Origin of the sequence: Kitasatospora sp. NPDC056076, assembly GCF_042266305.1 — a bacterium.
In the GTDB taxonomy this organism is placed as follows: domain Bacteria; phylum Actinomycetota; class Actinomycetes; order Streptomycetales; family Streptomycetaceae; genus Kitasatospora.
Genome location: NZ_JBHJWG010000014.1, coordinates 140,343 through 164,992 on the forward strand (window position 1 = coordinate 140,343; position 24,650 = coordinate 164,992).

Genomic DNA, 24,650 nt, shown 5'->3' on the forward strand with positions numbered 1-24,650 from the left:
GTCCTTTTCGCGTCGTCCCTTTCGCGTTGCCGCGGGACCTTCGCGCGTCGCGGGGCCGGGTTCAGGCCGGGTGGGTGCCGACGGCGTCGCGGATCTGTTCGCCGAGGCCGCCGTTGACGCGGGCGCAGTTGGCGCAGCAGAAGAACATGCCGGCCACCTCGACGCCGTGGCCCACGATGCGCACGTTGCAGTGTTCGCAGCGGGGGGCGAGCTTCTCCATCGCGCACTCGAAGCTGTCGAAGGTGTAGGTGTCGCCGGTGACCGTCCTGATCTCGAAGGCGAGCCAGTAGTCGTTGCCGCAGGTGACGCAGATGGCCATGGCGGCCGTCTCCTTCCGGTGGGGGCCGGCCCTGGCGGGGCGGCTCCCTCCAGTCTCGAAGGCGTGCCCGGCGGCGGCCACCTGGTGGGCCCGTCCGGCGGGACGGGCCGGTGGGGCGGGCCGGTGGGGCGGGCCGGTGGGAGCGGTCAGCCGGAGTCGGCGGAGAGCTGTTCCAGTGCCCGGACGGCGCGGTCGGCGTCGTCGGCGGCGACGAACAGGTGGTCGTGGTGGAAGCCGGCCACCACGTTGCAGCTGATGCCCTGCTCGGCGAGGCGCCCGGCGACGGCCGCGGTGAGTCCGACGGCCTCCAGTGCGGAGTGGATCTGCAGGGTGATCCAGGCGGCGACGTACTCGTAGCGCAGCCCGAGCGCGTCGGCCTCCTCCTGGGTGACCACCACCGTCACCCCTTCGGGTTCGGCGACGGTCACCACCGGCCGCATGCCGGCGGGCACCTTCGCGGGGAGGGTGCAGTAGACGTACCGCCCCGGGTTGAGCTGCGGGCGCATCCCGCGCAGCAGGGTCGCAAGGTCTCGTTCACCGGCCATGCCCGTCACCGTATCCGTTCCGCCCGGGCCCGCGGGGTCTGTCGCAACCGTGTCGGTATCCGTTGACGAGCGACAGTCGCCGATATATCGTCGAACTATCGAGACAGTGACTCGACTGTTTCGACGGAACCGAAGGAACCATCGAGGAGGTGGGCGCCATGCGCTCAGGAATGCGATTTCGCGCGGAGGACCCGCGCGGCGGCGGACGCCGTAGCGGTCCGGGTCCGGAGTTCCGGGGGATGCCCGGAGAGGGCCCCGGCGGCTTCGAGGGGCGGGCGGCCTTCGGCGGCTTCGGCCCGCCGTTCGGCGGCGGCGGCCCCGGCCGGCCGATGGGCGGCCCGTTCGGGCACGGCTTCGGCGGCCACGGCGGCCGGCGCGGCGGCCCGCACGGGCGTCGCGGCGGCCGGGCCCGGCGCGGCGACGTCCGGGCTTCGCTGCTGGCGCTGCTCAAGGAGCGGCCGATGCACGGCTACGAGATGATCGCCGAGATCGCCGAGCGGACCAACGGGGCCTGGCGGCCCAGCCCCGGCTCGATCTACCCGAACCTCCAGCTGCTGGAGGAGGAGGGCCTGATCACGGCGGAGGAGGTCGGCGGCAAGCGGCTGGTCTCGCTCACCGAGCGGGGGCGCGCCGAGGCCGAGGCCGGCCCGGCCGAGCCGTGGGCCGAGGCCGGTCGGGAGGTCGACTGGGAGGCCGTCCAGGAGGTCGGCCAGGCGCTCGTCGCGGTCGAGCAGGCGGTCCAGCAGGTCATGCGCACCGGCACCGAGGCGCAGCGCGCCAAGGGCCTGGCGGTGCTGACCGAGGCCCGCAAGAAGCTGTACCTCGTCCTCGCCGAGGATGACTGACCGGTGCGGGGGGCCGGTCCCGGCGCAGGCCGGTGGCCCGGGCGGTGCCGCTGCTCAGGGGCGGACCAGGAACAGGCCCACGCAGGCGAGCAGCAGCACCGCCCAGCCGAACCAGAGCCAGCCATCGGGCCCGATCGTGACGCTGTAGAGGCAGACCACCAGCAGCAGGGCACCCGTCACCCAGGCGACCTGCCGGTTGTGGTGGGCGGCAGCCCGCGCGCGGCTCCTGCCGTGCCGTTCGGGGTGCGGAACCGTCCTGGCCATGCCGACCTCCCGGGGAGGGCGAAGGGGGAACGGGCGGCCGGTCAGTCCACGGGCCCGGTGGGGCCGGTCGGCTCCGTCGGTCCGGTCGCCTCCGCGGACCCGGCGGGCCCGGCGCCGGTGGAGGCCGCCTCGTCGTACTCGTAGCGCCAGAACCAGCTGAGCCCCCGCACCTGCTTGCTCCGGACGTACACCAGTGTGCGCGCGGGGGAGTCGCCCTGCGCGGGGACCGGGACCTTGTACTTCTTGGGCACGCCCAGCATCGGCCCCAGCGGGATCGGCAGGACCGTCCCGTCCAGGGGCCCGCCGACGAATTCGGTGTCCGCGCTCTTCACCCCTCCAGGGTCTCACCTCCACGGGGTGGCCACGCCGGGAGCACCCGGGAGCGGAGGCACGGTGACGGCCGGGTGCCCGGAGTGTGGCCCGCGTGGCCGGGGTGTGACCGGAGAGGCACCGCCCCCGGTCATCCGCAGGCCCCGCGCACCCCTATCCTTTCCTGTACGCCCCCGGGGTCCACCCCGGGTCAGCGGGCCCCGTACGGGCCGGGCGAGGCGCGAGTCAGTGTGCCCTCCGGCCGTCACCGGCGCGGACAGCGTGCTGCCGCGACAGGCGTACCGAGACCCGGGCGTCGGCCGTCCGGTGACCCCGGCCGCGGTCGGCGGGGCGCGGACAGCAGGGCCGAGCACCGCCCCGGGAAGCAGCGGGGGATGCCGCGCGTTGCGTCCGAGTGGTACGTCGAACGCTGTGTCGCACCAGGCACGGCAGTTGCGCGGAAGGGGCACGATGGAAGCCGGCAGCAGGTGGACGACCTGGTGGCAGAAGCGTGACCGTGAGCGGGCCCGCCCGGGAGGCGCGGACCCGGCCGCCAGACTGGAACAGCTGCTCGGCGCCGTGCGCGCCGGATTCCCGCTCGCACCCGCCGCCCACCCGGCCGGCTACCGCTGTTCCTGCGACCGGGTGGCCTGTCCGGCCCCGGCCCGGCACCCGGTCTCCTTCGCCTGGCAGACCCAGGCCACCACCGACCCCGAGCAGCTCTCCCGCTGGCTCTCCCGCGACCCCCAGGCCAACTTCGTCACCGCCACCGGCCGGGTGCACGACGTCCTGGACGTCCCCGCCGAGGCCGGCCGGCTCGCCCTGGAGCGGCTGACCGCGCTGGGCGTCGAGGGCCCGGTCGCCGCCGTCGGCGAGGACCGCTACCTCTTCTTCACCGCCACCCGCGGCACCCCCCAGGACGAGGACGAGTGGTGGGACAGCGCCCTCGACTCCACCCCGGACACCGTGTCCGAGCACCCCGGCCTGCGCTGGCACTGCCGCGGCTCGTACACCCTGCTCCCGCCCGCCGCGCTGCCGGACGGCTCCGAGGTGCGGTGGCTGCGCGGGCCCGAACTGCCGCTGCCGGACCCGCTGCGCGTCCTGGACGTGCTCACCGACGCCTGCACCGAGGTGGGCGCCGTCGCCGAGGAGCAGTGGCTGATCGGCTGATCCGGCGCCCACCGGGTGGCACGGCTACGGCAGGGTGAGGATCTCCGCGCCGTCCGCCGTGACCACCAGGGTGTGCTCGAACTGGGCGGTGCGCTTGCGGTCCTTGGTGACGACCGTCCAGCCGTCCGGCCAGATCTCGTAGTCGTAGGTGCCCAGGGTGAGCATCGGCTCGATGGTGAACGTCATGCCGGGCTTGATGACCTCGGTGGCCCGCTCGCTGTCGTAGTGCGGGACGATCAGGCCGGAGTGGAACGACGTGTTGATGCCGTGTCCGGTGAAGTCCCGCACCACGCCGTAGTCGAAGCGCTTGGCGTAGGACTCGATGACCCGTCCGATGACGTTGATCTGACGGCCCGGCTTGACCGCCTTGATCGCCCGGTTCAGCGACTCCCGGGTGCGCTCGACCAGCAGCCGGGACTCCTCGTCCACGTCGCCGACCAGGTAGGTGGCGTTGAGGTCGCCGTGCACGCCGTGGATGTAGGCGGTGGCGTCGATGTTGACGATGTCGCCGTCCTGCAGCACGGTCGAGTCCGGGATGCCGTGGCAGATCACCTCGTTGACGGAGGTGCAGACGGACTTGGGGAAGCCGCGGTACCCGAGGTCGGACGGGTAGGCGTCGTGGTCGCACATGTACGCGTGGGCGACGGCGTCCAGCGCGTCGGTGGTGACCCCGGGGGCGATCAGCTTCGCCGCCTCTTCCATGGCCCGGGCCGCGATCCCGCCCGCGATCCGCATCTTCTCGATCGTCTCGGCGGTCTGCACCTCGGGCCCGGTGTACGGCGTCGGGGCGGGCTTCCCGACGTACTCGGGGCGCGCGATGTGCGCCGGGACCTTGCGGGTGGGGGACTGGATGCCGGGTACGAGAGCCATGCCGGCGAGTCTAGTCGCCGCCCCCGCCGCCACCCGGCGGTTCCCGCGCGGTGTGCACGGCGGCCCCGCCCGGGGAATGATCGGTACCGACCCCCATGTCTGGACGGGAGAACGCGATGCCCCTCGGATTCCACCGCAAGCCGACCGGCCGACCCGGCGAATGGTTCTACTGCATCAAGCACGCCAAGGTCGAGGAGGGCCCCGAGTGCCCCGCCAAGGACCGCCTCGGCCCCTACGCCACCCGCGAGGAGGCCGCCCACGCCCTGGACATCGCGAACGAACGCAACCGCGAGTGGCAGAACGACCCGCGCTGGGACGACCGCCCCAAGGACGGCGGGGCGCAATAGCCCGGCCGCTCCGGGGCGGTCAGGCCGGGGCGGGGGTGTCGAGGGCGTTGCGTTCGTGTTCGGCGCGGACGGCGGCGGTGTGCGGGTCGGTGCGGTCGTCGTAGGCGAGCAGGCGGGGGAGGGCGGCGGCGAGGGCGAGGACGGCTGCGACGCAGGCCAGGCCCCCGGTCCAGACGGCGGCGCGGACGCCGATCAGGCCGGCCATGGTGCCGGCCCGGACCTGGCCGAGCTGGGGCCCGACGGAGTAGCTGAGCAGCTCGACGCCGGCCATCCGGCCGCGCACCTCGTCCGGGATGGACTGGTTCCACATGGTGGAGCGGGCGATCCCGCTGATCTCGTCCGCGCCACCGGCCAGGGCCAGCCCGAGCAGCACCACCCAGACGCTGCCGGACAGTCCGGCCAGCGTCATGGCCGCGCCCCAGCCGACCGCGGCGGCCACCAGCAGCCGTCCGTGCCGGTGCACCCGGGACGTCCAGCCGCTGGTCGCACCGACCAGCAGGCCGCCGACGGCGGCGGCGGCGTACATCGGGCCGAGCGCCCAGTCCGCGCCCAAGTCCGAGGCCAGGAACGGGAAGACGGCCACCGGGAAGGCGAACAGCATGGCGCACAGGTCGATCGCGTAGGTGCCGAGCAGGTCCTTGCGGCTCCACGCGTACCGCACGCCGGTGAGCACCGCCCGGATCGACGGGCGCTCGGCGCCGGTGGCCGGCGGCACCGCCCTGATCCGGACGAGCAGCAGCAGCGAGACCGCGAAGGTCAGCACGTCCAGCGCGTACGCGGTCTGCACCCCGGACACCGCCACCACGACACCGGCCAGCGCCGGACCGGCCACCGAAGCGACGTTGTGGTAGAGCGACTTGAGGGCGAAGGCGGCCGACAGGTGCTGGTGCGCGACCACCCGCGGCAGCAGCGAGTCCAGCGCCGGGCGCTGGAGCCCGTCGCAGGCCGCGACCAGGGCGGCGACCAGGTAGATCGGCCAGAGCACCGGGTGCGGCAGCAGGGCGTTGAGCAGCAGCAGCCCGGCGAGCAGCCCGAGCGCGGCCTCGGAGCGCAGCACCAGCCTGCGGCGGTCCAGGGCGTCGGCGAGGGCGCCGCCCCAGAGGCCGAAGACGATCAGCGGAACGAGTTCGACGGCGCCGATCAGGCCCACCGCGAAGGAGGAGTCGGTGAGTTCCTTGATCTGCATCGGAACCCCCACATGTCAGGAGTAAGGTATCTTCATGAGGAATCCGCGGGTGCCCCAGCGTGCAATCCTGCTTGTTCGAATTTCGGACGACCGCGAAGGTGAGGGCCTCGGCGTCGGTCGTCAGGAGGCGGACGGCCGCACGCACGCCGACCGGATCGGATGGGGGATCGCCGAGGTCATCGTTGAGAACGACACCTCAGCGTTCAAACGGCGAAAGGTCCGACTGTCGGACGGCAGCAGTGCCCTCCGTGTGGTCCGGCCTGGACTGAGGCGGTCACTGGAACTCCTGGCGAGCGGCGACCGTGACGGCCTGCTGGCCTACGACCTCGACCGGTACACCCGCGACCCCCGGGACCTCGAAGACCTGATCGACCTCGTCGAGCAACAGCGCGTGCCCGTGACATCGGTCACCGGATCTCTGCGATTGGACAGCGACGCGGACATCACCATGGCCCGAGTCATGGTCGCCGTCGCCAACAAGAGCAGCCGCGACACCAGCCGTCGTGTCGCGCGCAAGCACGAGCAGCTCGCCGAGCAAGGCAAGCCTGGTGGAGGTGGCGCCAGGCGCTTCGGCTACGAGCGAGACGGCATCACCGTCAAGAAGGGCGAGGCCGACGCCATCAAGAAGATGGCCGAGATGGTCATGGGCGGGGCCAGCTACTACGACATCGCCAACTACCTCAACGCCAACGGCCCGATGCCTGTGAGCGCGGAGCGCTGGCGCGAGCGATCCGTCCAGTCCATCCTGACCGGCCCCCGAATTGCTGGCCTGCGCGTATTCCGGGGCGAGGTCGTAGGACCAGCGGTTTGGCCGGCCATCATCGAGCGCGAGGCCTGGGACGAGTTGCAGACCGCAATCGCCAACCACATGGGCCACCGTCGTCGCGGTGCATTGACCTTCAAGCGTTGGCTCAATGGCCTGCTGTTCTGTGGCTTGTGCGATACGGCTCTGGTTGGCTGGTCGGGGGAGTACTGGTGTGCCACTCCTAAGGGTGGGTGCGGGCGGATCTCGATCGATGACGAGCTCGCCGAGGCGGAGGTAGAGCGACAGCTCCTTGAGTACCTGACCAACCCGATTGTTCTGGGACGTCTCCGAGACACCGTTTCCGAGTCCGCCACCGCGTCGGTACGGGCCGACGTCGCAAGCGACGAACAGCAGCTCAAGGAGTTGGCAGGGATGTGGGCGAGGCGAGAACTCACGTTCGCCGAATACCAGGAAGCCCGTGCGATCATCGCGGCGCGGCTGGAGGAGAGCAAGAGTCTCGCCACGTCTGCACTGCCTGGGATCGTCCGGCCACTACTGGCAGACCCTGCCGGGAAGTGGAAGGGCCTGCAGGCGAGAGATCGCCGGGAGGTGGCGAAGGCGATCATCCCCGGCTACACCGTGGCGCCGTCGAAGAAGGGCAAGAAGGTCTTTGACCCGGACCGGCTGGTACTCAGAGAGTAGTGCCGGCCCCGTGGGCGCCCACGGGGCCGGCAATCCCCCGGCCCGCCTGGGGGACGTTGCCGGGGAGTCTGGAGGCGGACGAAGCCTAGTTCGAACTGGCTAGCGAGTCACTGTCGTTTTGGTCATACAGACTTTTGATCTTGCGCACGCCAGTGTCGACGGGTGTATGGCCGTCCTACCCCACTTCAGCTGCAGGAACGCCGAAGAGTCGGCGACCGGATCCGGTACTTACGTCGACAGCGAGGACTCAGTCAGGAGAAGCTCGCGGAACTCATCGGCAGAGACCGGCAATCCGTATCCAGCTGGGAGCGGGGTGCCACGCCACTCAACCTCGACGACCTCGCTGCCATCGCGCAGGTTTGCGGCGTTGCCACCTGGCGCCTGTTCTACGGGTAGCCCTGGCCGACCGCACCGCCGTACGGCCGGCCAGGGGGCGCTACTTCTTCGGCGGGTCGGTGGGCGATCAGCCGTTGTAGGTGCGCGCCCGGACCCCGCGTGGAGGCTTCCCCGGGCAGTCGTCGTGCTCGATCAGCTCACGACGCTCGTCGACCGTCTGGATCAGCCGCCCGTGGGTGTACGCGTAGCAGCGCGGGCAGGTCCCCACGGTGATGATCGGCTGAACCGGGCGTCCGCCAGCGGCGCTCACTCGGCGGCCAGCCAGGCCGGGCCCCGGCGGTAGCTGGCGAGCTGCACCTGACGGAGCCGCCACGCGTCAGCGTCGGCCTTCGTGTCGAACAGGAGCGGCCGGCCGTCCTCCAAGACGATGTCGTCGTCGAGGCAGTCCCGGATCACCCACGGCATCTGGCCACCGCGCCACTGCGGGGAATTGTGCTGCTCGGGCACGTACCGGGCCCCCACGCGCTGGGCCGGGGTGAGGCCGTCGCCGTGCGAGGCGCGGACGATGGCGTTCTGGCCGCCGCCGAGGCTCAGCGGCCAGTCGACGGTGCCGCTCCCGGCCATCATCCGCTCCAGGTCTGCGGTGTTGCCGGCATTGAGCAGCCACCCCATGGCCCGCAGCTCGTACTCGCTGATGGGGAGTTGGCGCACCGTCTCCCAGAGCCGCGCGAGGGCCTCCAAGGCTGGGGCGGTCACGGGGTCGAGGTGGCCGTCCACCGAAACGGTCAGGGGGTCGGTGATCACCGGTAAGCCTCCAGGCTCGCGGCGTACTGCGGGCACGCCGAGCACACCACGACCGCCCACACGAGCCCGTCGTCCTCGACGTGGCCAGCGTTGCGCAGGCCGGTTGTACCACCACACGCGACGCACGCAGTGCCGTTGCGCTGGGCGCAGGTGAGGCGAGCGCTGGTGCGCGGGGCGACCACCCGCACGCTGTCACCGAGCACTCCGGAAGCGGCGTCCTGGAGGTGATGCCGACGGTCGAGATCCTGGGGTGTGCGATTCAGGGCGCGGGTGGTAGCAGCCATCGTGCTCTCCTCGGTGTAGGTGTCCCGATACTGAGAGTGTCGGCCGCACAGGAGCCCTCAACTATCACTCTTCGGTGATAGTTGAGGGCTCCTGTGTAATCGTCAGATCCCCACCCAGTGAGCCAGGTTGGAGAGCGTGCCAGGCGTCGAACGACGCGCGGAGACGAGCCCGGCGACGGTCTCTCGCACCATCGGGTGATACCTCGTCTGCTGCGGCGCGATCTCCCGTGCGCGCTGGAGGGTCCGCAGCGCCTGCTCGCCTCGGTTGGTCCAGAGCTGGGCCCGTGCGACCTCAGCCAGGTACGCGGCAGCCCGCGAGGCCGGCCAGTCGCTCGGGATCGTCAGGCCGCCGGCGGCCTGCAGAGCCTCGGCGTACTGGCACTGCTCGGACAACGTCACTACCTGATGCACGGCAACGTTGGTGGGGCCGAACGAGAGCCAGTGCACTCGGGTGGCCTCGCCGGTGATTTCCGCCATGCGCTGAGCCTCGGCGATGTGGCCAGCCGCGGTGTCGCCGTCGCCGCTTCGGGCTGCCAGGACCGCAGCGCCGAGGTGGAGTTGACCCGTGGCAACGTCCCTCGTGCGGCTCGGATCGCCCTGAGCGAGGGTGGCCATGCCAACGGTCACGAGACGCTGACCTACCCGGTACTGGCCGGCCCGCAGATAGACCAGGGACCGCAGGTACTGCCGGATCCCAGCGAGGACGGGGTCGGATGCACGCTCGGCAGCCCAGGCCATCCGGTCTAGGGCGACCACACAGAGGTCTGGGTAGCCCAGTTTCGTGGTCACGTCGTACGCGGTGCGGTACGTGCTGGCCAGGACCCGCCAGGCCTCATCAGTCTGCACTGTGTGTGCGACGGTGGTGACCTCGGTGATGAGGGCGGGCAACGCGCGCGCGGCGTCCTTGAGCCTGGTGTCCCGGACGAGTGCGCACAGTTGGTCTGCCTCGGCCGCGAGGGCGGTGATCCCACGCGGGGAGACCTCGGGGTCCACGCCGAGGTCGTACAGATCGAGCGCCTCGCGGATCGGGTGGATCAGTACGTCGAGCTCATCTTGCTGCAGCTCGGCAACGTAGGGCTGGCCCGTCAGTTCGATCGTCTGGACGGACAGGGCGCGCGCGATCGCGGCCAGCACGGCCGGGCTGCTGGGCTTCACCCCCTGCTCGATCTTGGTGAGCATGCTGTAGGAGACGCCCGCCGTCTCGGCGAGGGCCCGCTGGGTCAGGTGACGCAGTTTCCGGTACCGGGCGATACGGTCCCCGGTGTGCTCGGAGGCGTGCAAGGGCATACTGGACTCCGTTCGTAGCGACCACTGCGGACGATACCCGCTGTAGGTGGCGGGATGTCATCGGCGGCGGAGTCTCCGACTCCGTCGCCGATTGCGTGGCCCCGTTCCCGTAACGACGAAGCGCCCCCGTCCGGCCGAGGCCGAACGGGGGCATGGTGGTTCAGGGGTGGGCCATGGCGTAGATGGCGGCGACGGCGCCGACGACTCCGCCGATGGCGCCGATGGTCGGGAGCGGCCAGCGGCTCCGCTTGAGGGACTCGACGTCGGACCTGAGTTGGGCGATGTCCCGTTCGGTGACGGCGGACTGCTCGACGGTGCGGATTCTGCTCTCGTGGTCGGCGATGCCGATGGTGGCCGTGTCGAGCTTGGTCTCCAGTCTCGTGAGCACCACCAGCAGATCCACCGTCGTCGGGGTAGGGGCCGGGCTCGTCACCCCGCGGTTCCGATCGGCGGGGCGGGCGGGGCGGGCGGGACCGGGTCCGGGAGCGCCAGGGTCGGCGGGGCCATCCGCAGCCAGGACGGCAGCAGCCGGTCCACGGCCGGGAGGGCCATCACCCGGGTGAGGCCGGCCGCGACGGCGAGGCTGGCGCCGACGCCGACGGCGGTCTGCGGGATGCCGGAGGCGGTGATGATCAGCGGGGCCGCGGCGGCGAGGCTGAGAGCGTCCTGGACGACGGTGCGGATGGTGCGGCGGGTGGAGTCGCGCATGGTCAGTTCCCCTTCGGGGTCGGGGTGACGGTGAGCTGGATGCCGGAGGCGAGGGCAGCGGCCACGGCCGGACCGACGGCGGCCTGCACGGCGGCGGCCACCTTGGCCTCCAAGCCGAAGGCCGTCAGCCGGTCGTCCACCACGGCGCCTATGCAGGTCTGCGTGGTCTGGTGCAGCCAGCCAGCCATCTGGGTCACACCGCTGTCTCCGCCCGGCGGCACCTGGCCGGCGAACGAGTAGGCCAGGAAGTTGGCGACGGCGTAGGCGTCGCGATCGCTTGGCGGACCGGATCTCACCGTGTTCCGGATGAGATCGGCGATGGCGGCCTTGTCGGCGTCGTTGAGGGGCATGTCGTCCTCCGGGGACGGGGTGTTGGGGGTGGCGAACGAGAGTGCCCAGCTGCGGAGTTCGTCGATGCTGCCGAGGTGGCAGTAGTCGGAGTCGACGGGCTGGTCGGAGTACTGGTGGAACAGCCAGGGCGCCTGGATGCCGGGGTCGCCGGCGGGACGACCGGCGGTGGCGATCCACAGGAAGTCGCCGTAGAAGCCGCTCTTGTCGACGTTCTTCCAGTAGTCCACGTTGGCGTACATGCCGACCGGATTGTGAGGCATCTTTGCCTTCACGTACCGGAGCCACGCGTCCTTGTAGGCGGCCTGGTTGGCCCGGCTCACGCCCTGGTTGGCCGAGTCGTAGCCCTCCCAGTCGAGGACGATCAGGTCGCCGGGCTGCCACGCGACCTGGGCGAGGAAGTAGTCGGCCTCTGCCTGCGGGGAGTTGCCCATGTGCGGGTAGTGGTAGCCGCCCCACACGAGCCCGTTGGCCTTGGCGTGGTCTCGTTGGGCGACCCAGCGGGGGTTGATGTATCCGGTGCCCTCGGTGATCTTCGTGAAGACGAAGGCGAGGCCACCGGTGTCGGGCTGGGCGCTCTGGTAGCTGGCCCAGTCCTGGCCGTAGATGCCCATCAGGCGGCTCCGGTTGGTGAGGTAGTGGGGGTTGCCCAGCCGGGCGGCAGGTTCGGGGGTGTGGCCTGCACGGGGGCGCAGGGCTGGATGGGTTCGGGGGTGCAGGTGCAGCCGCCCGGGCCCGGGGCGGTGCAGGTGGATGTGTGGATGTGGGCGGCGGCGTCGATGCTGATGGCGTGGCTGTCGCAGGCGAACACGGCGGTGGTGTGGCCGGGGTCGGTGCGGCGGCGCCACTGGACGGCGGGCGCGTTGGTGCAGCCGGTGGCGTTGCAGCCGAGGGTGGGGACGGGGGCGGTCATGCGTGCTTCCAGATGACGGTCATGCCGGTGGCGGACGGGTTGGTGGCGAGGGCGCCCCCGGAGGTTTGGTAGGCGAATCCCTCCACGTAGTCCCCGGCGGCGAGTTGGACGATGGCGGTGGCCTGGAGGGCGGCGGCGATGTCGGTGCGGCTGTCGTCGGTCCCGTCGTAGCCGAGCTTGATGACGCCGCCGTTCTTGTGGATCTCCAGCGCCCGGGCGCCGGACGCGTTGGCGGCGAACCCGAGGGCGCAGGTGACCTGGTACCAGCCGCCGGCGCCGGACTGCACGGTGTACCGGCTGTTGTTGGTGGTGTTGGAGTGTCCGCCGTAGGTGTCGATCACGGTGGTGTCGATGCCGATCGCCGTGACGGAGCCGTTGGCGATGGACTGCGCGGCGGACTGGTAGCCCTCGAACAGCGGCGCGTTGAGGAGGAACAGCCCGAGGTTGTAGACGCCCGCGTTCCACAGGGCGGCGGTGATGTAGCCGCCGGGGACGACGCTGGCGGGGGTGGGGACGGCGAGGCCGGGCACGGGCGCCCCTTTCGTCAGTAGGAGAACGCGGTGGTGTCGAACTTGGCGCTGGCGTCCCAGATGGTGGGGTCGGTGACGCCGGCCGGGAGGGGCTCGCACACGGTGTCGCCCGCGACGTGCGACTTGGTGGTGGCGGCGGTGAGGGTGATGACCGCGGTCGTCCAGCCCGTGGTGGTGGTGCCGACGGACTGGATGGTGACGGTCTCCTGGTTGGCGGTGCCGAGGCCGAGGACGAGCTGCTGGCCGCCGCCGAGTTGGGCGGCGGCGGGGTTGGTGTTGTCCGCGCCGGCGTTGATGGTGACCGTGGTCGCGCCGGCGGACGGTGAGTTCGCCAGGGTGGTGTGGAACGACGCGAACAGGCCGTACGGGGTGGTGTCGACCGGGCTGAGCTGCAGGACCCACCGTGCGACGCCGGGCCCCATATCGGTCTGGATGTTCTCGACGAAGCACGGCAGCGAGATCAGCGACCCGTCGGCGCGGCGTCGGTTGACGGTTACCCGCATGCCAAGCTCCAGGGCTAGGCAGACGGGCCATAGCGTCGGGTTGGCGGCGGGGTTGAGGGTGATGGAGGTGATGCGCATCGCAGGCTGCCGGTACCGGGACAAGAGGTAGTTCGCGGCGTCCTGCACCTCCAGCGCGTTCTGGGAGTTGATGGTGCGCGAGGCGGTGCGGGGGAAGTACTGGTTGATGGACGTGTTGTCGCGTGCGGTGAAGGTCTGTCCGCCGACCTGGGTGGCGCTGACGATGTTGGCAACGCGGGTGAGGTCGTAGTCGAAGCTGACGCCGGGTTCGTACGGGTACTCGCCGGGTCCGTCGCCGAACGTGTAGACGCTGGTGACGGCGTTGTAGCGGTCCGCCCTGCTCTTGAAGACCACATTCCCGGCCCGGTCGACGTAGTGGGCGCCGCCCTCGGTGGTGACGATGTCCTGGAGCATCTGTTGGACGGTGCCCCCGGATGCGGGTCCCATGGCGGTGGTGCGGCCGGTCTGGATTGCCGTGCCGCCGATGTATCCGGCCCAGTAGAGGACCCGGTTGTATCGGGTGTCGGTGGAGTCGCCGGCCAGCGCGTTCCGCCATGCGTTGTACATGGTGGTGAGGGTCGGTGAGTCGATGGTGGCGGCGAAACCGCCCTGGAACTCGGTGGCGTAGGAGAGGTCGCCCTGCCAGGCGTAGACGCCGACGTTGCCGCCGCGGGGGTCGATGTAGCCACCGATGTTGTCGGAGATCAGGCCGACGGGGGCGGCGGTCGACGGAGCGGGAGGGAACGCAAAAGGGCTCCCGTCGACGGAGAGCACGGCGTACCCGGCGCTGGCGGAGTACCCGAACACCGCCAGATGCCAGTTGCCGTCAGCGAGATTGGCGGCGGGGTAGGCCACCGTCGTCCCGGCGTTGGTGCTGACGGACGCGAGTGTGAAGTTCGCCTGTCCGGCGGAGTCCAAGAACAACGTGGTGTGCGCGTTCGCCGCCGGGTTGGTGTTGCCGTCCTGGCAGACCCAGATGTTGGCGGCGGAGGCGATCGCGCCGCCGGTCCACCGGAACGCAATCATGCGGATCCACTCAGCGGGATTGGCCGGCCCGACGACGCCGCCCTGCGACAGGGACAGGTAGGTGAGGCCGCCGATCAGGGTGCTGCCCGGGTACTGGCCGACGATCCGGCACACGGTGCCGGTCGCGCCGGTGTAGACGCCGCTTTGGCTGGTGGCGGCGATCTGGGTGCCGAACGCCAGGCTGGCGGGCCCCGCGGGAGTAGTGGCGACCACGGCGGGCGGGCACTGTCCGGTGGAGTCCGCTGCGACGGTGGATCCCTGGGGGTCGCCGAGGGTGTACATGAACCGCAGCCCGCGGGCGCTGATCTCCTGGCCGAACGCTCCCTGGAGGGTCAGTTGGCTGAACGGCGCGAACACATCGGTGGCCACAGGGTTGACCAGGGCGTACTTGGGGTCCGTCCACGACTGCGGCCAGCGCTCGACGAACCCGGCGTACAGCGGGTACCAGGTACCGGGCTGCACCCACGCCGAGGCGCTGGCCCCCTTCTCCAGCTGCCAATCGTCCAGCTGAACGGTCACGTTGGCTGTCGGAGCGGATGCGAGGATCGCACCGACGGATATGCCGAGCGTGCCGGCGGGGATCGTCGCGGTGCAGGTGATCTGTGTCCATGCGGCAGTGGCCGACCCGGTGAGGGTGACGGCAGAACCGAGCGCACATGTGGTGGAGAAGGTGGAGCTGGCCGACTGGTAGGACCCGATCCGCGCCTGGACCTGCACGGTGGTGCCGGGGGTCACGTTCCGCACCCGCATCTGCATGGTGTAGGTGGTGCCGGGCTCGCTGGCCGGCTCGGGAGTCCAGACGATGGCCGTGCTGGTGGCGGTGCCGCTCAGAATGGGGAACTGCAGGACCCTGGCGCCGCGGTAGGCGGTTGCGTCGGTGACGACGGAACAGGTGCTCGTTAGGCTGAACACCTGGCTGCTGTTGGTGTCGAGGGCGCCGAGCGGCCATCCTCCGACGTCGCCTCCGGTCGCCTGGCCCTGTGTCAGCCTGTTGATGGTCGGCGGCCACTGGGCGCGGCGGCGGACCGGGGTCATCGGCACGACGTGGCCGTTGTAGGGCGACGATGTGTTGGTCGGGTCGAACATCCCGTCGGTGTTGTCGAGGCTGTACCGGAGTTCGCCTGACCGGACCTGGTCGAGCTCGTACTGGCGGCCGCGGTTCTGGCTGACGGTTCCGCGGATTCTGCTGGTCACCTCGGTCCAGTGGTTGCCGGAGATGAGGCCGCCGTAGGGCTGCCAGTAGGGGCCCCATGCCTCCTCCACGACCGGCCAGTTGGTGTTGAGGGTCACGGGGCCTCCTGTCAGCGGTTGTAGGGCTGGTAGGTGCCGAGGTTGCGGGCGCCGTCCTGGAGGTTCTGCTGTCGGACGAGGTCGCGTAGGTCGCGTTCGGCGAGGACGCTGCCCTGGACGGTGATGTGGGTGGTCTGCTGGATGATTGGTCCGCTGCCGGCTGCGGCCGGGAGCGAGACGGCGGGGGGCGCCTGGGCGGCGGTGAGGGCGCCGGCGTCGACCGCGGCACCGGACAGGGCAGTCACCGCGGCAAGGGCTACACCGGCGCTGGCCTGCACACCAGCGGCGATGCCGTGTGGGATCCAGTGGCCGACTTCCTCGGCGAAGACCCGGCTTGGCGAGGAGATGCCGAGGAACGACTTTGCGGCGTCGAGGGCATCGTTCGCCAGATTCTTGATCTTGTTCTTGAGCCAGTTCCAGCCGCCCTCGATGCCCCGGATGATGCCGTTGATGATCTCCATGCCGATGCTGGCGAACTTCACGGCTTCCGCCTTGGCCGCGTTCCAGGCTGAGGAGATTCCGCCCTTGATGGCGGAGCCGATCCTGTTCACTCTGGCGCCTACCGCGTCGACGGCGTCCTCGACGGGCTGGACGATCGCGGAATGGACCTCGTCCCAGCCGGCGCGGGCCGTGTTCCGGATGGCCTGCCACTTGCCGGAGAGCCAAGCGGAGGCCTCGTCCCACTTGCCGCTGACGTAGTTCCATGCGCCCTCGGTGGGCTGGACGATCCAGTTCTGGATGTCTGCCCACGTGCTCTGGGCAGCGTCGGAGATGCCGTTCCAGATGCCGGCAAGGAAGTCGGAGACGGCGTGCCAAACGGTCATCACGGTGTCGGTGATCTGCTCGTGGAAGTGGTTCCAGATCGCCACGACGAGCGCCACGACCGGAAAGAAGATGACCAACAAGAGTGGCCACCACTTCGCGAAGAAGTCGTGGATGCCGTTCCAGACTTGGGACGTGACGTTGCTGACCCAGTTCCAGGCTTCGACGATCGGGTCGGTGACGGTGTGCCAGGCGGCGACGAAGAAGCCGGCGATGGCGTGCCAGGCGTCCTGGACGTGCTGGCTCACCCACTGCCATGCGGTGCCGGTTTCGTCGCCGAGCCAGTGCCACGCGGCGACGACAACGGCGGCGACCTCGTGGCCGGCGCCTTGGATCCAGTTCCAGAGCGCGCGCCAGTGCATCGCGACGTAGACGATCGCTGCCGCAAGGGCGAGCATCCCGACGATGATCCACACGACCGGGTTGGCCACCGCGGCGGCGGTGAAACTCCACATGGCGACGGTGAGGGCGACCAGGGCGACGACCAGGACGCCGCCGATGGTGAACGCTGCCGCCTTGGCGGCCCATTCGTGCTGGGTGATCCAGCGCGCGCCGTCCGCGAAGACTGCGGCGACCTTCTCGGCGACGGGCATGAGGTACTGGCCGATCTGGATCGCCAGCGCGCCCGACGCCGCTTTTGCTGAGTCGATCTTCTGGTTGAAGTTCTGCTGGACGTCGGCCCAGCCCTCGATCTCCTTGCCACCGGCCTTGACGTGCTCGTTGATGCCCTCGATGTTCTGCTTGAACGTCTCCATGTGCGGGCCGGTCAGCTGCAAGGCGGCCATCATGCTCTTGGTTCCGCCCACCATCGTCGCGAGGGCGCCGATGTAGGTCTGCTGCTCGGGCGCGAGGTTGGCGAGCACCTTCTCGTAGTCGTTGGTGTTGGCGGCCGCCTTGCGAAGGTGGTCGATCAGCACGGTGCCTGCCGGGCCCATGCGCTTCTCGATGGCGTCGGTCAGCATCTCCAGGGTGGAGGCGAGGCCGTTCTTGCCGAGGTTCTGGCCGACGTCGACCGCGGACAAGCCGAGCGACTTCATCTCCATCGCGGCCTTGCCGGACGGGTTGGAGAGCGCGCCGATGGTCTGGCGCAGGTAGGTCGCGGCGACGTCCGCGGTGGTGCCCTGCGCGGTCATGGTCGCCATCGCGGCAAGGACTTCGTTGAGGCCGACCTTGGCGGCAGATGCGGTCGGCAGGATCTTGGACATGGAGCCAGCGAGGGCTTCCATGTTGGTCTTCCCAGAAGCCTCCGTCGCCACCAGGGCATTGGTGACCTCGGCCGCCTTGTCCGCACCCATGGAATAGGCGTTGAGGCCGGTGGTCACCGCGTCGGCAACCGTGCTCAGTTCGGCGGCGCCGACCTTGGCACCCATGGCCGAATTCTTCAACACCTCAAGGGCGGCAGAGCCGTGGTAGCCAGCAGACTCGATCTGGTACAGGCCAGCGGTGAGATGCTCCGTGGACTGGCCGACTTCGCCGGCCATTGCGAGAACCCCGTCGCTGACCGTCTTCATGTTCTCGGCGGCCTCGCCCGCGCCGGTGCGGACCCGGGTCATCTGGAACTGGAAATCACCGGCGGCCTCGACGGCGTGCTTGCCTGCCTCGAACGCCGCCAGGCCGAGCCCGGCGAGGGCGGCCTTGCCGAGCATGCCGGTCTTGGCGAAGGACCCGGCTCCGGCGGCGTCTGCCTCGGCGAGGGCCGTCTTCGTCTCAGCAACGGCGGTCTTGACGCCCGCGCTGGAGCCGATGAACTCAATGAAGACGGGAGGCAGCCCGGCCATGCCACCTCCCGCTGTTCAGTTGTCCCTGGTCACCACTTGTCGGTAGCGCGGCCCCACGCCGCCGCCCAGATGCCTGCCATCCGCGGCTCGGCCTTGTCGACGCCGGGCTTGAAGTAGGGGAACCGGGACTCGAGTTGGCCCTTGTACAGGTTCTGGGGTCCGCCACGGCCGCCGGCGAAGACCACCCCGTTGAAGCCGCCGCCGGGTACTGGCCGCGGCTTGCGGTTGGACTTGATCGACTTCGACAGGGAGCCGGTGAGGCGGCCTGGGCCACCGGACTTGGCGACGACGTGCGGGCTGAGGTTGAGGCGCACGGTGTCGCCGGTGCGGCTCGACTTGCCGCGGTGGTCCCAGCGCGGCCGACCCCTCAACTGGCCCTTGATGCTTGATCTGGCCAGGCCCTGGCAGGCTTTGAGTGCTTTGAGGGTGGCGAGGTCGATGCTGGCGTCCATCTTGACGAGGGAGGCCTGGGCTTCCTTGACGCCGCGGACGACGGCGCGCACTTCACCGGGCATCGGCCGCTCTCCTCTCCATCGTGGCCCGGGCCTTAGCGGCCACGTCGTCGACGGCGAGGAGCCAGTCCAGGGTGAGCGCCGACTCGTCGTCGAGCTGGGACGGCAGGCAGTGCAGCAGTGTGCACAGTCGCCACGTGCGGTACTCCTCCGCCGGGATCCGGTCGGCGGGGACCGCCATCCCCTCCAGGGCGTTTCTCAGGCGCTGGAGGGCTCGGTAGGGGACGCCGGGTCGGGCGACGGCTCCTTGAGGTTGGGGTTGAGGGCGCCCTGGTAGGGAGCGACGGCGGCGCGCAGGGCGTCCAGGGCCTGCCCGGGGAGGTCGAGCAGCCCGTCGACGGCGATCGGGACCGCATCGAAACTCCAGCCGCGGACGGCGGCGACGACGAGGAGATCCTGGATGGCCTCCAGGTCGTCGAACGCCGATCCCATGCCGGTGGCGACCCGCATCTGCTCGTCAGGGGTGAGGCTGGCCGCATCCTTGCCGGAGGCCTGCATCTCGGCGACCACGGCGGCGAAGTCGGCGTGAGAGAGCAGACCGGTGGAGAGCTTTCGGATCGGCCGGCGGTGCCGCTCGGTGATGTCCTGTACGGGCCGCAGGTCGGCCCACGCGCCACCGGGGAGCGAGATGCGGTTGGCCGTGGTGATGTCGATCGTCACTTGTACGTCCCTGCTGCGATGGCGTTCTGGATGGTCATCTTGATGGGGCTGTAGCCGCCGCTGCCACCGACGTCGGTGGTGTTGGCGAGGGCCTCGTAGGCCACGCTGAGCTCGATGTAGTCCTTGCCACGGGAGATCTCGGCGGAGCTGTAGGCGACCTTGGACATGTGGAGCTTGACCTGCACCGCGGCGGCACCGGCACCCTGGGCGAAGTTGAAGTCCAAGCTGGGCTTTGCGTTCGTCAGGTAGTTGGTCAACTGGCTGTCGTCCTCCATGATCAATGTCATCTTGCCGCTGACCGTGACCGGTCCGGACCACAGGGCTACCGGCGCCTGAGTGCCGTCGGCGGTGTTGATCGCGGTGACAGGGCGCTTGATGGTGCACTCGCCGTCGATCAGGGTCGTGATGCCGGTGCCGCCGATGGTGACGGCCCCCTGCCAGGCGGCGATCGGTGTGACCGCAGTGAACGACGGGGTGGGCGTGGACGCGGTGGCTGATGCGAGCGCGACCGCCTTGGCGCTGAACTCCAACAGGCCGTCACCGTTGAACTTGAGCCCCAGCTCGGAGAACTTGGTGCCCGCGAATTGGCGCGTGTTGATCGCGTAGTAGTCGCTGAGGGTGTAGCTCGGGGGCTGGGCGGTGCCGGTGTTGAGGACGGCCAGGGCGTGCGTGTACGGGGCACTGGCACCGGTGGTGGCGAGGTCGCCAAGGACACCTGTAGCCACCCAGCCGAGGGTGTCGGGGAAGACGTCGCCGCCGAACTCGTACTCGGCCCAGATCGGGCCGCTGATCTCGTCGTAGACCTCGACCATGGACCCGCGCATGCCCTTGTCGGGCAAGAGGGTCAACTTGTCCTTGGGCTTCATGTCCCGGACGGCCAGGAAGGCGGTTGCGGCTACCGGCGTGCCGAAGGTGGCCTCCTTGGCGATGCCGAGGAATGACCTGGCGGACGGCTGGGGCATCACTCACCTCCGGTGGTGTCGTGCGGCTCTTCGACCGGCGCGGCGACGCCGGGCTCGAATCCGGGCTGCATGGTCCAGGTGCTGGTGTCCGAAGCCGGGGCCCACCGGCCGTCGCCGGGGTCGGCGTCGAGTTCGTAGGTGGTGCCGACACCGGGCTTGAGGGCGAGCGAGGGGTAGTAGCGGCCCTCCTCGCCCTGGTAGGTGAAACGGGGCAAGGGGTCCTCCTAGATGCGCTGGTTGCAATCGACGGTGAGCGTGCCTTGGCCGACCCACGAGGAGTGGTCGTCGGCCCAGACGGTGTCCGTCTCGGACCGGGTCGGCTGGGACCACAGAACGTTGCCGCCGAGGGTGGGGTCGGTGCGGACGACGGCGGTGATCTGGTCGATCAGGCTGCAGGTGCGCTCGAACGCGCTCTGGCTGTCGTCGGTGCCGCGGGCGCACTCGACGGTGATCTCGATCGTGTAGTGCTCGATCAGCCAGCCGGCGCCGCCGGAGCCGACCATGGACGAGACGTCGATGCGCCGGTCGACCTTGCCGACGGCGACGATGTCCTCGGGCTGGTAAGTGCCGGGGGCGTCCAGGCACACCAGCAGCGACGCGTTCGCGTCGCCGTAGGAGCCCTGGCCGCTGACGGTGCCCGGGTCGGCGGTGAGGGCGGCCTTGAGGGCGTTGAACAGCCACAGCCGAGCGGCGGGGGCGGAGCTGGCGGGGATGGTCATCAGGCGATCCCCGGAGGCCTGCGGAACGGGGCCCACAGCTCCAGCACGCGGGCCGGCAGCGCGAATCCCATCGGGACGGCCGCGCCGTCGGCGTCGTAGGAGCCAGCTGACCCGAACCGCGGCCGTCCGCCCTGCTGGGTCATCTGCCACAGGTGGCGGATCAACTCCAACTCGCCGAGAAAGATGGACGGCGCGGTGGGCTGGCCGCTGGTGTAGACGACCTTGACGTTCCTCAGCCCTCTGGGGAACGGGACGTCCATGCCGACCGCGCGCCTCGTGATGGTGCCGCGCGGCAGGTCGACCGTGTAGCCGTACGAGTCGAACCCGGTGCCGCCGAGGGGCTGTTCGGTGAGGTTCCAGGTGCTGGACGCGACGTACTCGGTGACCGAGGTGACCGAGGCGAGCGGCTGCCAGTCCAGAGAGATCGTCGGCCGGCCGCCGTCGTACCACTCCGTGTGCAGCTCCGCCGCGATCGGCCCACACACGTAGCGGGCCTGGTCGTCGGCGGCGTCCATGAAGCGCTGCAGCTCAGTGTCCTGTCGGCCGTCGGTGGCGGGGATGTTGAGGTGCAGCTTGACGGAGGCCAGGTCAACGATGCTCACCGCGGCCTCCTAGGTGGCGACGACGCGCGGCACGAACGCGCTGACGGACGGCGAGGCGATCGTGGCGGGCGCCGTGCCGGTCAGGGCGGACCCGGACACGGTGGTGAGGGTCTTGTCGCCGGTGGTGATGCCGGTGACCGCGCCGGTCAGCGTCGCCAGACCCACCAGAGACGGCACCGTGGTCGCCTTCACCATGACCGCCGCGTAGTACACGCCGGTGCGGGTGATGGTGACGGGTGACGCCAGTGGGACGGTCTTGGCGGTGCTGCCCGCCCACGCCGCGGTCAGCTGGTCCGCGGTCTGCCCGAGTAGTGCCGGGGTGGTGTCGTCCGAGTAGAGGGCGAACCACCAGTTGGTCGGGGTGCCGGCCGCGGTGCCGCCGGAGGCGAACGTCAAGCTGGTGACGACGTCCCCGGCGTACAGCGGCAGCGCGGTGGCGAGCATGATCTGGGTGGTCAGCACGCCGCCGTCGTTGAGGACGTTGTGGCGGGTGAAGTTCTCCCGGAACAGGCCGGCCGGCTGGCCGGCGAGGAGCCATGCCGGATTCTTCGGGCCGTAGCGGCCGTTGACCAGGGGCATCTCACTCGCCGCCCTTCGCCGTCTCGGCGGGCGCGGCCGCGGCGGCGGTCTGCTTGGCGCCGCGCTTCGCCGGGGCCGGGAGCCTCAGCTCGTCGAGGCCAGCGCGAAGGAGGCGCGCGGCCTCGGCTCGGTCGGCGGCTGGGAAGTGCTGGCCTCGTTCGGCGAGGTCGGCGGCCTCGTTCTCCAGGTGCTCGATGTCCGCGTCGACCGCGGTGACGGCGCGTGCGATGGCCGCCTCGACCTGGCCGGCGCGGTCGCTGTCCCTGCTCTGTGTGTGGATGGCGTGCTCGGTCCGCAGGCCGCGGAGCTCGGCGATCCGGTCGTGCATGGGGTTCCTCCAGGAGAGGGCCCGGCGCCCTGGAGTAGGAGGCGCCGGGCCGGTCGAGGTCCGGGTTAGTAGCCCGTCGGCGCGATCACGCCGGTGCCGGAGATGACGGAGATCTGCTCGGGGCGCCGGTCAGGCATAAACGCCGCGTAGTTGTAGATCTGGAGGCGGACCTGGAGCGTGCCGGAGAGGATCTCCGGCAGGACGCGAGTGCGCATCGCACCCTCCCACAGGTACATGTCGGAGGTGCGGGCGATGATGATCCGCTCCTCGTTGCTGCCCGCGCCGAGGTTGCTCGGGATGTTGCCGTCCGCCAGCAGCGGGAAGTTCAGGATCCTGCCGACCGGGCCCTCGACGCCGTCGCCGCCGGTCTGCAGCGCCAGCGGGTTCCACGGCGCCGAGGTGTCCGGAAGGATTAGCGGGCGCGACTGGCCGTCGAGCTGGCTGGCCATCCAGAACCACCTGGAGGGGGTGAGGAATACCGCGTTAGGCATCATCTTGCGGTTCTTCGCCGACTGGCTCAGGGCCTGCATCAGGAAGGGGTACATCTTCGGCAGCGTCGGCGACGCGTCCGTGTACGTCACCGCGTTGATCCCGGAGACGTTGAGGATGCCCTTGAGCTGGCCAGACACGCCGGAGCCGTTGGCGACCTGGATGTCCAGCTTCTGGTTGTAGTCGGCGTGGAGGTCGTGGATCACGATCTCGTCGAACGACGCCGGGGACTGGTCGAGCAGTTGGATCGCGATGTCCTGCTGGCCGGCGATCGTGCGCACGGGCGCGCTGACGAACGTGTCGGTGAGGTCCTGGGACGTCACGGCTGCGGCGTCGGCGGTCTGCACGCCCACGGCCGTGCCGGTGGCGACCTTCGGCACGTTGATGGAGTCGGTGCCGGACGGCAGCGTCATGTTGCGGACGGAGTTGGCGATCGTGCGGCCGAAACGGGGCAGGTCGATGTACTCGTCGACCAGCCACAGCGGCGGAACGAAGTAACCGCCTTGGCCGTCCACCCGGTTGGGGTTGACGCGGCGCTCGAACGTGGAGGCTTCGTCGACTCCACGCAGCTCCCGCTCGGCGCGGGCCGCACGCTGGCGCTCACGCTTGGGCATCTCCACGTCCAGCTCGGCGCGGTGCCGGTCCAGCCGCGTGCGGGCTGCGGTCACGCCGCCGTCGCCGTCGCCCTGGCCGACCGTGGAGCGCATGAGGTCGAGGAAGTAGCTGTGCCCGTTTCCACGCTCGTAGGTCTTCGGCTCGGACGTGACGGTCACGCCGGTGGGCGCGTACCGCTTGGCGGTGGCGGCGGCCTGCTCGTCGCGCTGCAGCTGCTCGTCGAGCTCCGTGATCCGGGCGTCGATCTGCCGCACCTCCGCCTCCTTGGCGTCGAAGCGGGCGCGCTCGTCGTCGTTGAGGTCGCGCTTCTCACTGGTGGGGGCCGTCAGGATCTCGCCGAGCTCGGTCTTGAGCGCGGCACGCCGGTCCTGGAGGGCCGTGATGAACTCACGGGACATGTCTGGTCCTTCGGTGGGTGACGTGGTGGTGGCGTGCCTGCTGCTCGGGTGGTGGTCCGGGTGGCGGCCAGGTGCATCAGGGTGCGGCGTGGCGGCCGGCGCGGCTCCGGCGCGGTCGGCAGGCGGTGAAAGGTCAGAGGTTGAGCAGACGAAGCCGTGCCTGGTCGAGGCCGAGCAGGAACGGCGCTGCGGACTCCACAGGCGCGGGCGTGAACTCGGCGGCCAGGCGTTCGTACAGCGCGCGCCGGTCGTCGGCCGTGAGGCGTTCGAGCTGCTGGCCGACCTCGCGGGCGTTCAGCGTGGCACCGGCCGTGTTCGGGTTCGCGCCGTAGTTCACGATGCTCACGTCGCCCTTGTTGAGGTTGACCTCGAGGATGTCCCGCTGGTCGTAGTCCGGGGACCACTGCTGGCGGGTGACCCAGAACCCGAACGACATCTCGTCGACGTCCCCGCGCTCCATGGCGGAGCGCAGGGCCTGGACGTGCGGGGAGGTGGGGTCGAGGTCGGCCTCGGTGTGCAGGCCGGTGTCGTCCTCCGCCAGACGGAGCGTGCCGGACTTGGTGCGGGCCAGGGTGAGGCCGCCGTGGTTGACGAGCAGCGGTACGTCCGCCTCCTCGCTGAGGGTCTTCTTGAACGCGCCGGCGCGGATCACCTCGGTGTAGGAGCCGAGCCAGTCCTCCATCTCGTACCCCTGCTCGGTGACGGACGCGTAGCCGGTGAAGGTCAGCGTCTCGCCGCCGGTGCCCGAGGGCTTGGACCGCAGCTCGACGCCCCGGAACGGCGTCGCCCGGCGCTGGACGGTGGTGGGCCGTGCGGCCCGTGCGGACAGATCCACGA

33 protein-coding genes are annotated in these 24,650 nt (G+C 70.3%); 5 read left to right on the forward strand and 28 right to left on the reverse strand.

The genetic code is table 11. The features are described 5' to 3' along the window. Positions 1-61 precede the first annotated feature (61 nt). Complete coding sequence (locus ACFC1T_RS14400) at positions 62-319, reverse strand: Prokaryotic metallothionein (RefSeq protein ID WP_375887995.1); 258 nt, start codon at positions 317-319, stop codon at positions 62-64. A gap of 146 nt (positions 320-465) precedes the next feature. Next, positions 466-864 (reverse strand): ACT domain-containing protein, encoded by a 399-nt coding sequence (locus ACFC1T_RS14405; RefSeq protein WP_375887996.1) that lies wholly within the window; start codon positions 862-864, stop codon positions 466-468. A gap of 170 nt (positions 865-1,034) precedes the next feature. On the opposite strand from ACFC1T_RS14405, the gene ACFC1T_RS14410 reads away from it, so the two are divergent. Further along, complete coding sequence (locus ACFC1T_RS14410; RefSeq protein WP_375888132.1) at positions 1,035-1,709, forward strand: PadR family transcriptional regulator; 675 nt, start codon at positions 1,035-1,037, stop codon at positions 1,707-1,709. 54 nt (positions 1,710-1,763) lie between these two features. Here the strand turns inward: ACFC1T_RS14410 and ACFC1T_RS14415 are convergent, their stop codons facing one another. Further along, the gene (locus ACFC1T_RS14415) at positions 1,764-1,973 is read right to left on the reverse strand and encodes a hypothetical protein (RefSeq protein ID WP_375887998.1); all 210 of its coding nucleotides are present in this window, start codon (positions 1,971-1,973) and stop codon (positions 1,764-1,766) included. Positions 1,974-2,014: 41 nt separating this feature from the next. Next, entirely contained in the window at positions 2,015-2,305 is a 291-nt protein-coding gene (locus tag ACFC1T_RS14420; protein WP_375888000.1) for a hypothetical protein, read from the reverse strand. A gap of 448 nt (positions 2,306-2,753) precedes the next feature. Here ACFC1T_RS14420 and ACFC1T_RS14425 point away from each other — a divergent pair, with 448 nt between their 5' ends. Next, complete coding sequence (locus tag ACFC1T_RS14425; protein WP_375888002.1) at positions 2,754-3,452, forward strand: bifunctional DNA primase/polymerase; 699 nt, start codon at positions 2,754-2,756, stop codon at positions 3,450-3,452. Positions 3,453-3,476: 24 nt separating this feature from the next. Here the strand turns inward: ACFC1T_RS14425 and map are convergent, their stop codons facing one another. Then, complete coding sequence (gene map, locus ACFC1T_RS14430) at positions 3,477-4,322, reverse strand: type I methionyl aminopeptidase (protein ID WP_375888004.1); 846 nt, start codon at positions 4,320-4,322, stop codon at positions 3,477-3,479. Positions 4,323-4,438: 116 nt separating this feature from the next. On the opposite strand from map, the gene ACFC1T_RS14435 reads away from it, so the two are divergent. Continuing rightward, on the forward strand, positions 4,439-4,669 hold the full coding sequence (locus tag ACFC1T_RS14435; RefSeq protein WP_375888007.1) for a hypothetical protein: 231 nt from the start codon (positions 4,439-4,441) through the stop codon (positions 4,667-4,669). 19 nt (positions 4,670-4,688) lie between these two features. On the opposite strand, the gene ACFC1T_RS14440 is transcribed toward ACFC1T_RS14435, so the two are convergent. Continuing rightward, complete coding sequence (locus tag ACFC1T_RS14440; RefSeq protein ID WP_375888009.1) at positions 4,689-5,855, reverse strand: MFS transporter; 1,167 nt, start codon at positions 5,853-5,855, stop codon at positions 4,689-4,691. A 49-nt stretch (positions 5,856-5,904) separates the two neighbouring features. On the opposite strand from ACFC1T_RS14440, the gene ACFC1T_RS14445 reads away from it, so the two are divergent. Together ACFC1T_RS14445 and ACFC1T_RS14450 are read left to right on the forward strand one after the other, a co-directional pair. Beyond that, complete coding sequence (locus tag ACFC1T_RS14445) at positions 5,905-7,302, forward strand: recombinase family protein (RefSeq protein ID WP_375888012.1); 1,398 nt, start codon at positions 5,905-5,907, stop codon at positions 7,300-7,302. Between the two features lie 162 nt (positions 7,303-7,464). Beyond that, positions 7,465-7,698 (forward strand): helix-turn-helix domain-containing protein, encoded by a 234-nt coding sequence (locus ACFC1T_RS14450; RefSeq protein ID WP_375888014.1) that lies wholly within the window; start codon positions 7,465-7,467, stop codon positions 7,696-7,698. A 67-nt stretch (positions 7,699-7,765) separates the two neighbouring features. Here ACFC1T_RS14450 and ACFC1T_RS14455 read toward each other — a convergent pair whose 3' ends face one another. The 22 genes from ACFC1T_RS14455 to ACFC1T_RS14560 all read right to left on the reverse strand — a co-directional run bounded on the left by ACFC1T_RS14455 (position 7,766) and on the right by ACFC1T_RS14560 (position 24,648). Beyond that, positions 7,766-7,906, reverse strand: coding sequence for a hypothetical protein (locus tag ACFC1T_RS14455; protein ID WP_375888016.1), 141 nt, complete (start codon positions 7,904-7,906; stop codon positions 7,766-7,768). Between the two features lie 38 nt (positions 7,907-7,944). Then, positions 7,945-8,442 (reverse strand): hypothetical protein, encoded by a 498-nt coding sequence (locus tag ACFC1T_RS14460; RefSeq protein ID WP_375888018.1) that lies wholly within the window; start codon positions 8,440-8,442, stop codon positions 7,945-7,947. Beyond that, positions 8,439-8,726, reverse strand: coding sequence for a hypothetical protein (locus ACFC1T_RS14465; RefSeq protein WP_375888019.1), 288 nt, complete (start codon positions 8,724-8,726; stop codon positions 8,439-8,441). Before ACFC1T_RS14465 ends, ACFC1T_RS14460 begins: the two co-directional genes overlap by 4 nt. A gap of 102 nt (positions 8,727-8,828) precedes the next feature. After that, on the reverse strand, positions 8,829-10,013 hold the full coding sequence (locus ACFC1T_RS14470) for a helix-turn-helix domain-containing protein (RefSeq protein WP_375888021.1): 1,185 nt from the start codon (positions 10,011-10,013) through the stop codon (positions 8,829-8,831). Positions 10,014-10,173: 160 nt separating this feature from the next. After that, a complete protein-coding gene (locus tag ACFC1T_RS14475; protein ID WP_375888023.1) occupies positions 10,174-10,404 on the reverse strand; it encodes a hypothetical protein in 231 nt (76 codons plus the stop codon). Positions 10,405-10,442: 38 nt separating this feature from the next. Then, positions 10,443-10,721, reverse strand: coding sequence for a hypothetical protein (locus tag ACFC1T_RS14480; protein ID WP_375888026.1), 279 nt, complete (start codon positions 10,719-10,721; stop codon positions 10,443-10,445). A 2-nt stretch (positions 10,722-10,723) separates the two neighbouring features. After that, positions 10,724-11,683, reverse strand: a complete 960-nt coding sequence (locus ACFC1T_RS14485; protein WP_375888028.1) for a glycoside hydrolase family 25 protein — start codon at positions 11,681-11,683, stop codon at positions 10,724-10,726. Next, positions 11,683-11,982, reverse strand: a complete 300-nt coding sequence (locus ACFC1T_RS14490; protein ID WP_375888030.1) for a hypothetical protein — start codon at positions 11,980-11,982, stop codon at positions 11,683-11,685. Before ACFC1T_RS14490 ends, ACFC1T_RS14485 begins: the two co-directional genes overlap by 1 nt. Continuing rightward, positions 11,979-12,512, reverse strand: coding sequence for a hypothetical protein (locus ACFC1T_RS14495; protein WP_375888033.1), 534 nt, complete (start codon positions 12,510-12,512; stop codon positions 11,979-11,981). The genes ACFC1T_RS14490 and ACFC1T_RS14495 overlap by 4 nt, the downstream gene beginning before the upstream one ends. Before the next feature lie 14 nt (positions 12,513-12,526). Beyond that, a complete protein-coding gene (locus tag ACFC1T_RS14500; protein WP_375888036.1) occupies positions 12,527-15,349 on the reverse strand; it encodes a hypothetical protein in 2,823 nt (940 codons plus the stop codon). Positions 15,350-15,360: 11 nt separating this feature from the next. Then, entirely contained in the window at positions 15,361-17,949 is a 2,589-nt protein-coding gene (locus tag ACFC1T_RS14505; protein ID WP_375888038.1) for a phage tail tape measure protein, read from the reverse strand. A 29-nt stretch (positions 17,950-17,978) separates the two neighbouring features. Next, complete coding sequence (locus ACFC1T_RS14510; RefSeq protein WP_375888041.1) at positions 17,979-18,464, reverse strand: hypothetical protein; 486 nt, start codon at positions 18,462-18,464, stop codon at positions 17,979-17,981. Next, positions 18,454-18,642, reverse strand: a complete 189-nt coding sequence (locus ACFC1T_RS14515; RefSeq protein ID WP_375888043.1) for a hypothetical protein — start codon at positions 18,640-18,642, stop codon at positions 18,454-18,456. The genes ACFC1T_RS14510 and ACFC1T_RS14515 overlap by 11 nt, the downstream gene beginning before the upstream one ends. Before the next feature lie 17 nt (positions 18,643-18,659). Next, positions 18,660-19,121 (reverse strand): hypothetical protein, encoded by a 462-nt coding sequence (locus tag ACFC1T_RS14520; protein ID WP_375888045.1) that lies wholly within the window; start codon positions 19,119-19,121, stop codon positions 18,660-18,662. After that, the gene (locus ACFC1T_RS14525) at positions 19,118-20,083 is read right to left on the reverse strand and encodes a phage tail tube protein (RefSeq protein ID WP_375888047.1); all 966 of its coding nucleotides are present in this window, start codon (positions 20,081-20,083) and stop codon (positions 19,118-19,120) included. The genes ACFC1T_RS14520 and ACFC1T_RS14525 overlap by 4 nt, the downstream gene beginning before the upstream one ends. Then, complete coding sequence (locus ACFC1T_RS14530; RefSeq protein ID WP_375888049.1) at positions 20,083-20,298, reverse strand: hypothetical protein; 216 nt, start codon at positions 20,296-20,298, stop codon at positions 20,083-20,085. The genes ACFC1T_RS14525 and ACFC1T_RS14530 overlap by 1 nt, the downstream gene beginning before the upstream one ends. 9 nt (positions 20,299-20,307) lie before the next feature. After that, complete coding sequence (locus ACFC1T_RS14535; protein ID WP_375888051.1) at positions 20,308-20,802, reverse strand: hypothetical protein; 495 nt, start codon at positions 20,800-20,802, stop codon at positions 20,308-20,310. After that, on the reverse strand, positions 20,802-21,404 hold the full coding sequence (locus tag ACFC1T_RS14540) for a hypothetical protein (protein WP_375888052.1): 603 nt from the start codon (positions 21,402-21,404) through the stop codon (positions 20,802-20,804). Before ACFC1T_RS14540 ends, ACFC1T_RS14535 begins: the two co-directional genes overlap by 1 nt. A 9-nt stretch (positions 21,405-21,413) precedes the next feature. Next, complete coding sequence (locus ACFC1T_RS14545) at positions 21,414-21,983, reverse strand: hypothetical protein (protein WP_375888055.1); 570 nt, start codon at positions 21,981-21,983, stop codon at positions 21,414-21,416. A 1-nt stretch (position 21,984) separates the two neighbouring features. Then, complete coding sequence (locus ACFC1T_RS14550) at positions 21,985-22,311, reverse strand: hypothetical protein (RefSeq protein WP_375888057.1); 327 nt, start codon at positions 22,309-22,311, stop codon at positions 21,985-21,987. 65 nt (positions 22,312-22,376) lie between these two features. Further along, positions 22,377-23,813, reverse strand: coding sequence for a phage major capsid protein (locus tag ACFC1T_RS14555; RefSeq protein ID WP_375888060.1), 1,437 nt, complete (start codon positions 23,811-23,813; stop codon positions 22,377-22,379). A gap of 133 nt (positions 23,814-23,946) precedes the next feature. Beyond that, the gene (locus ACFC1T_RS14560; RefSeq protein WP_375888063.1) at positions 23,947-24,648 is read right to left on the reverse strand and encodes an HK97 family phage prohead protease; all 702 of its coding nucleotides are present in this window, start codon (positions 24,646-24,648) and stop codon (positions 23,947-23,949) included. Positions 24,649-24,650: the final 2 nt, after the last annotated feature.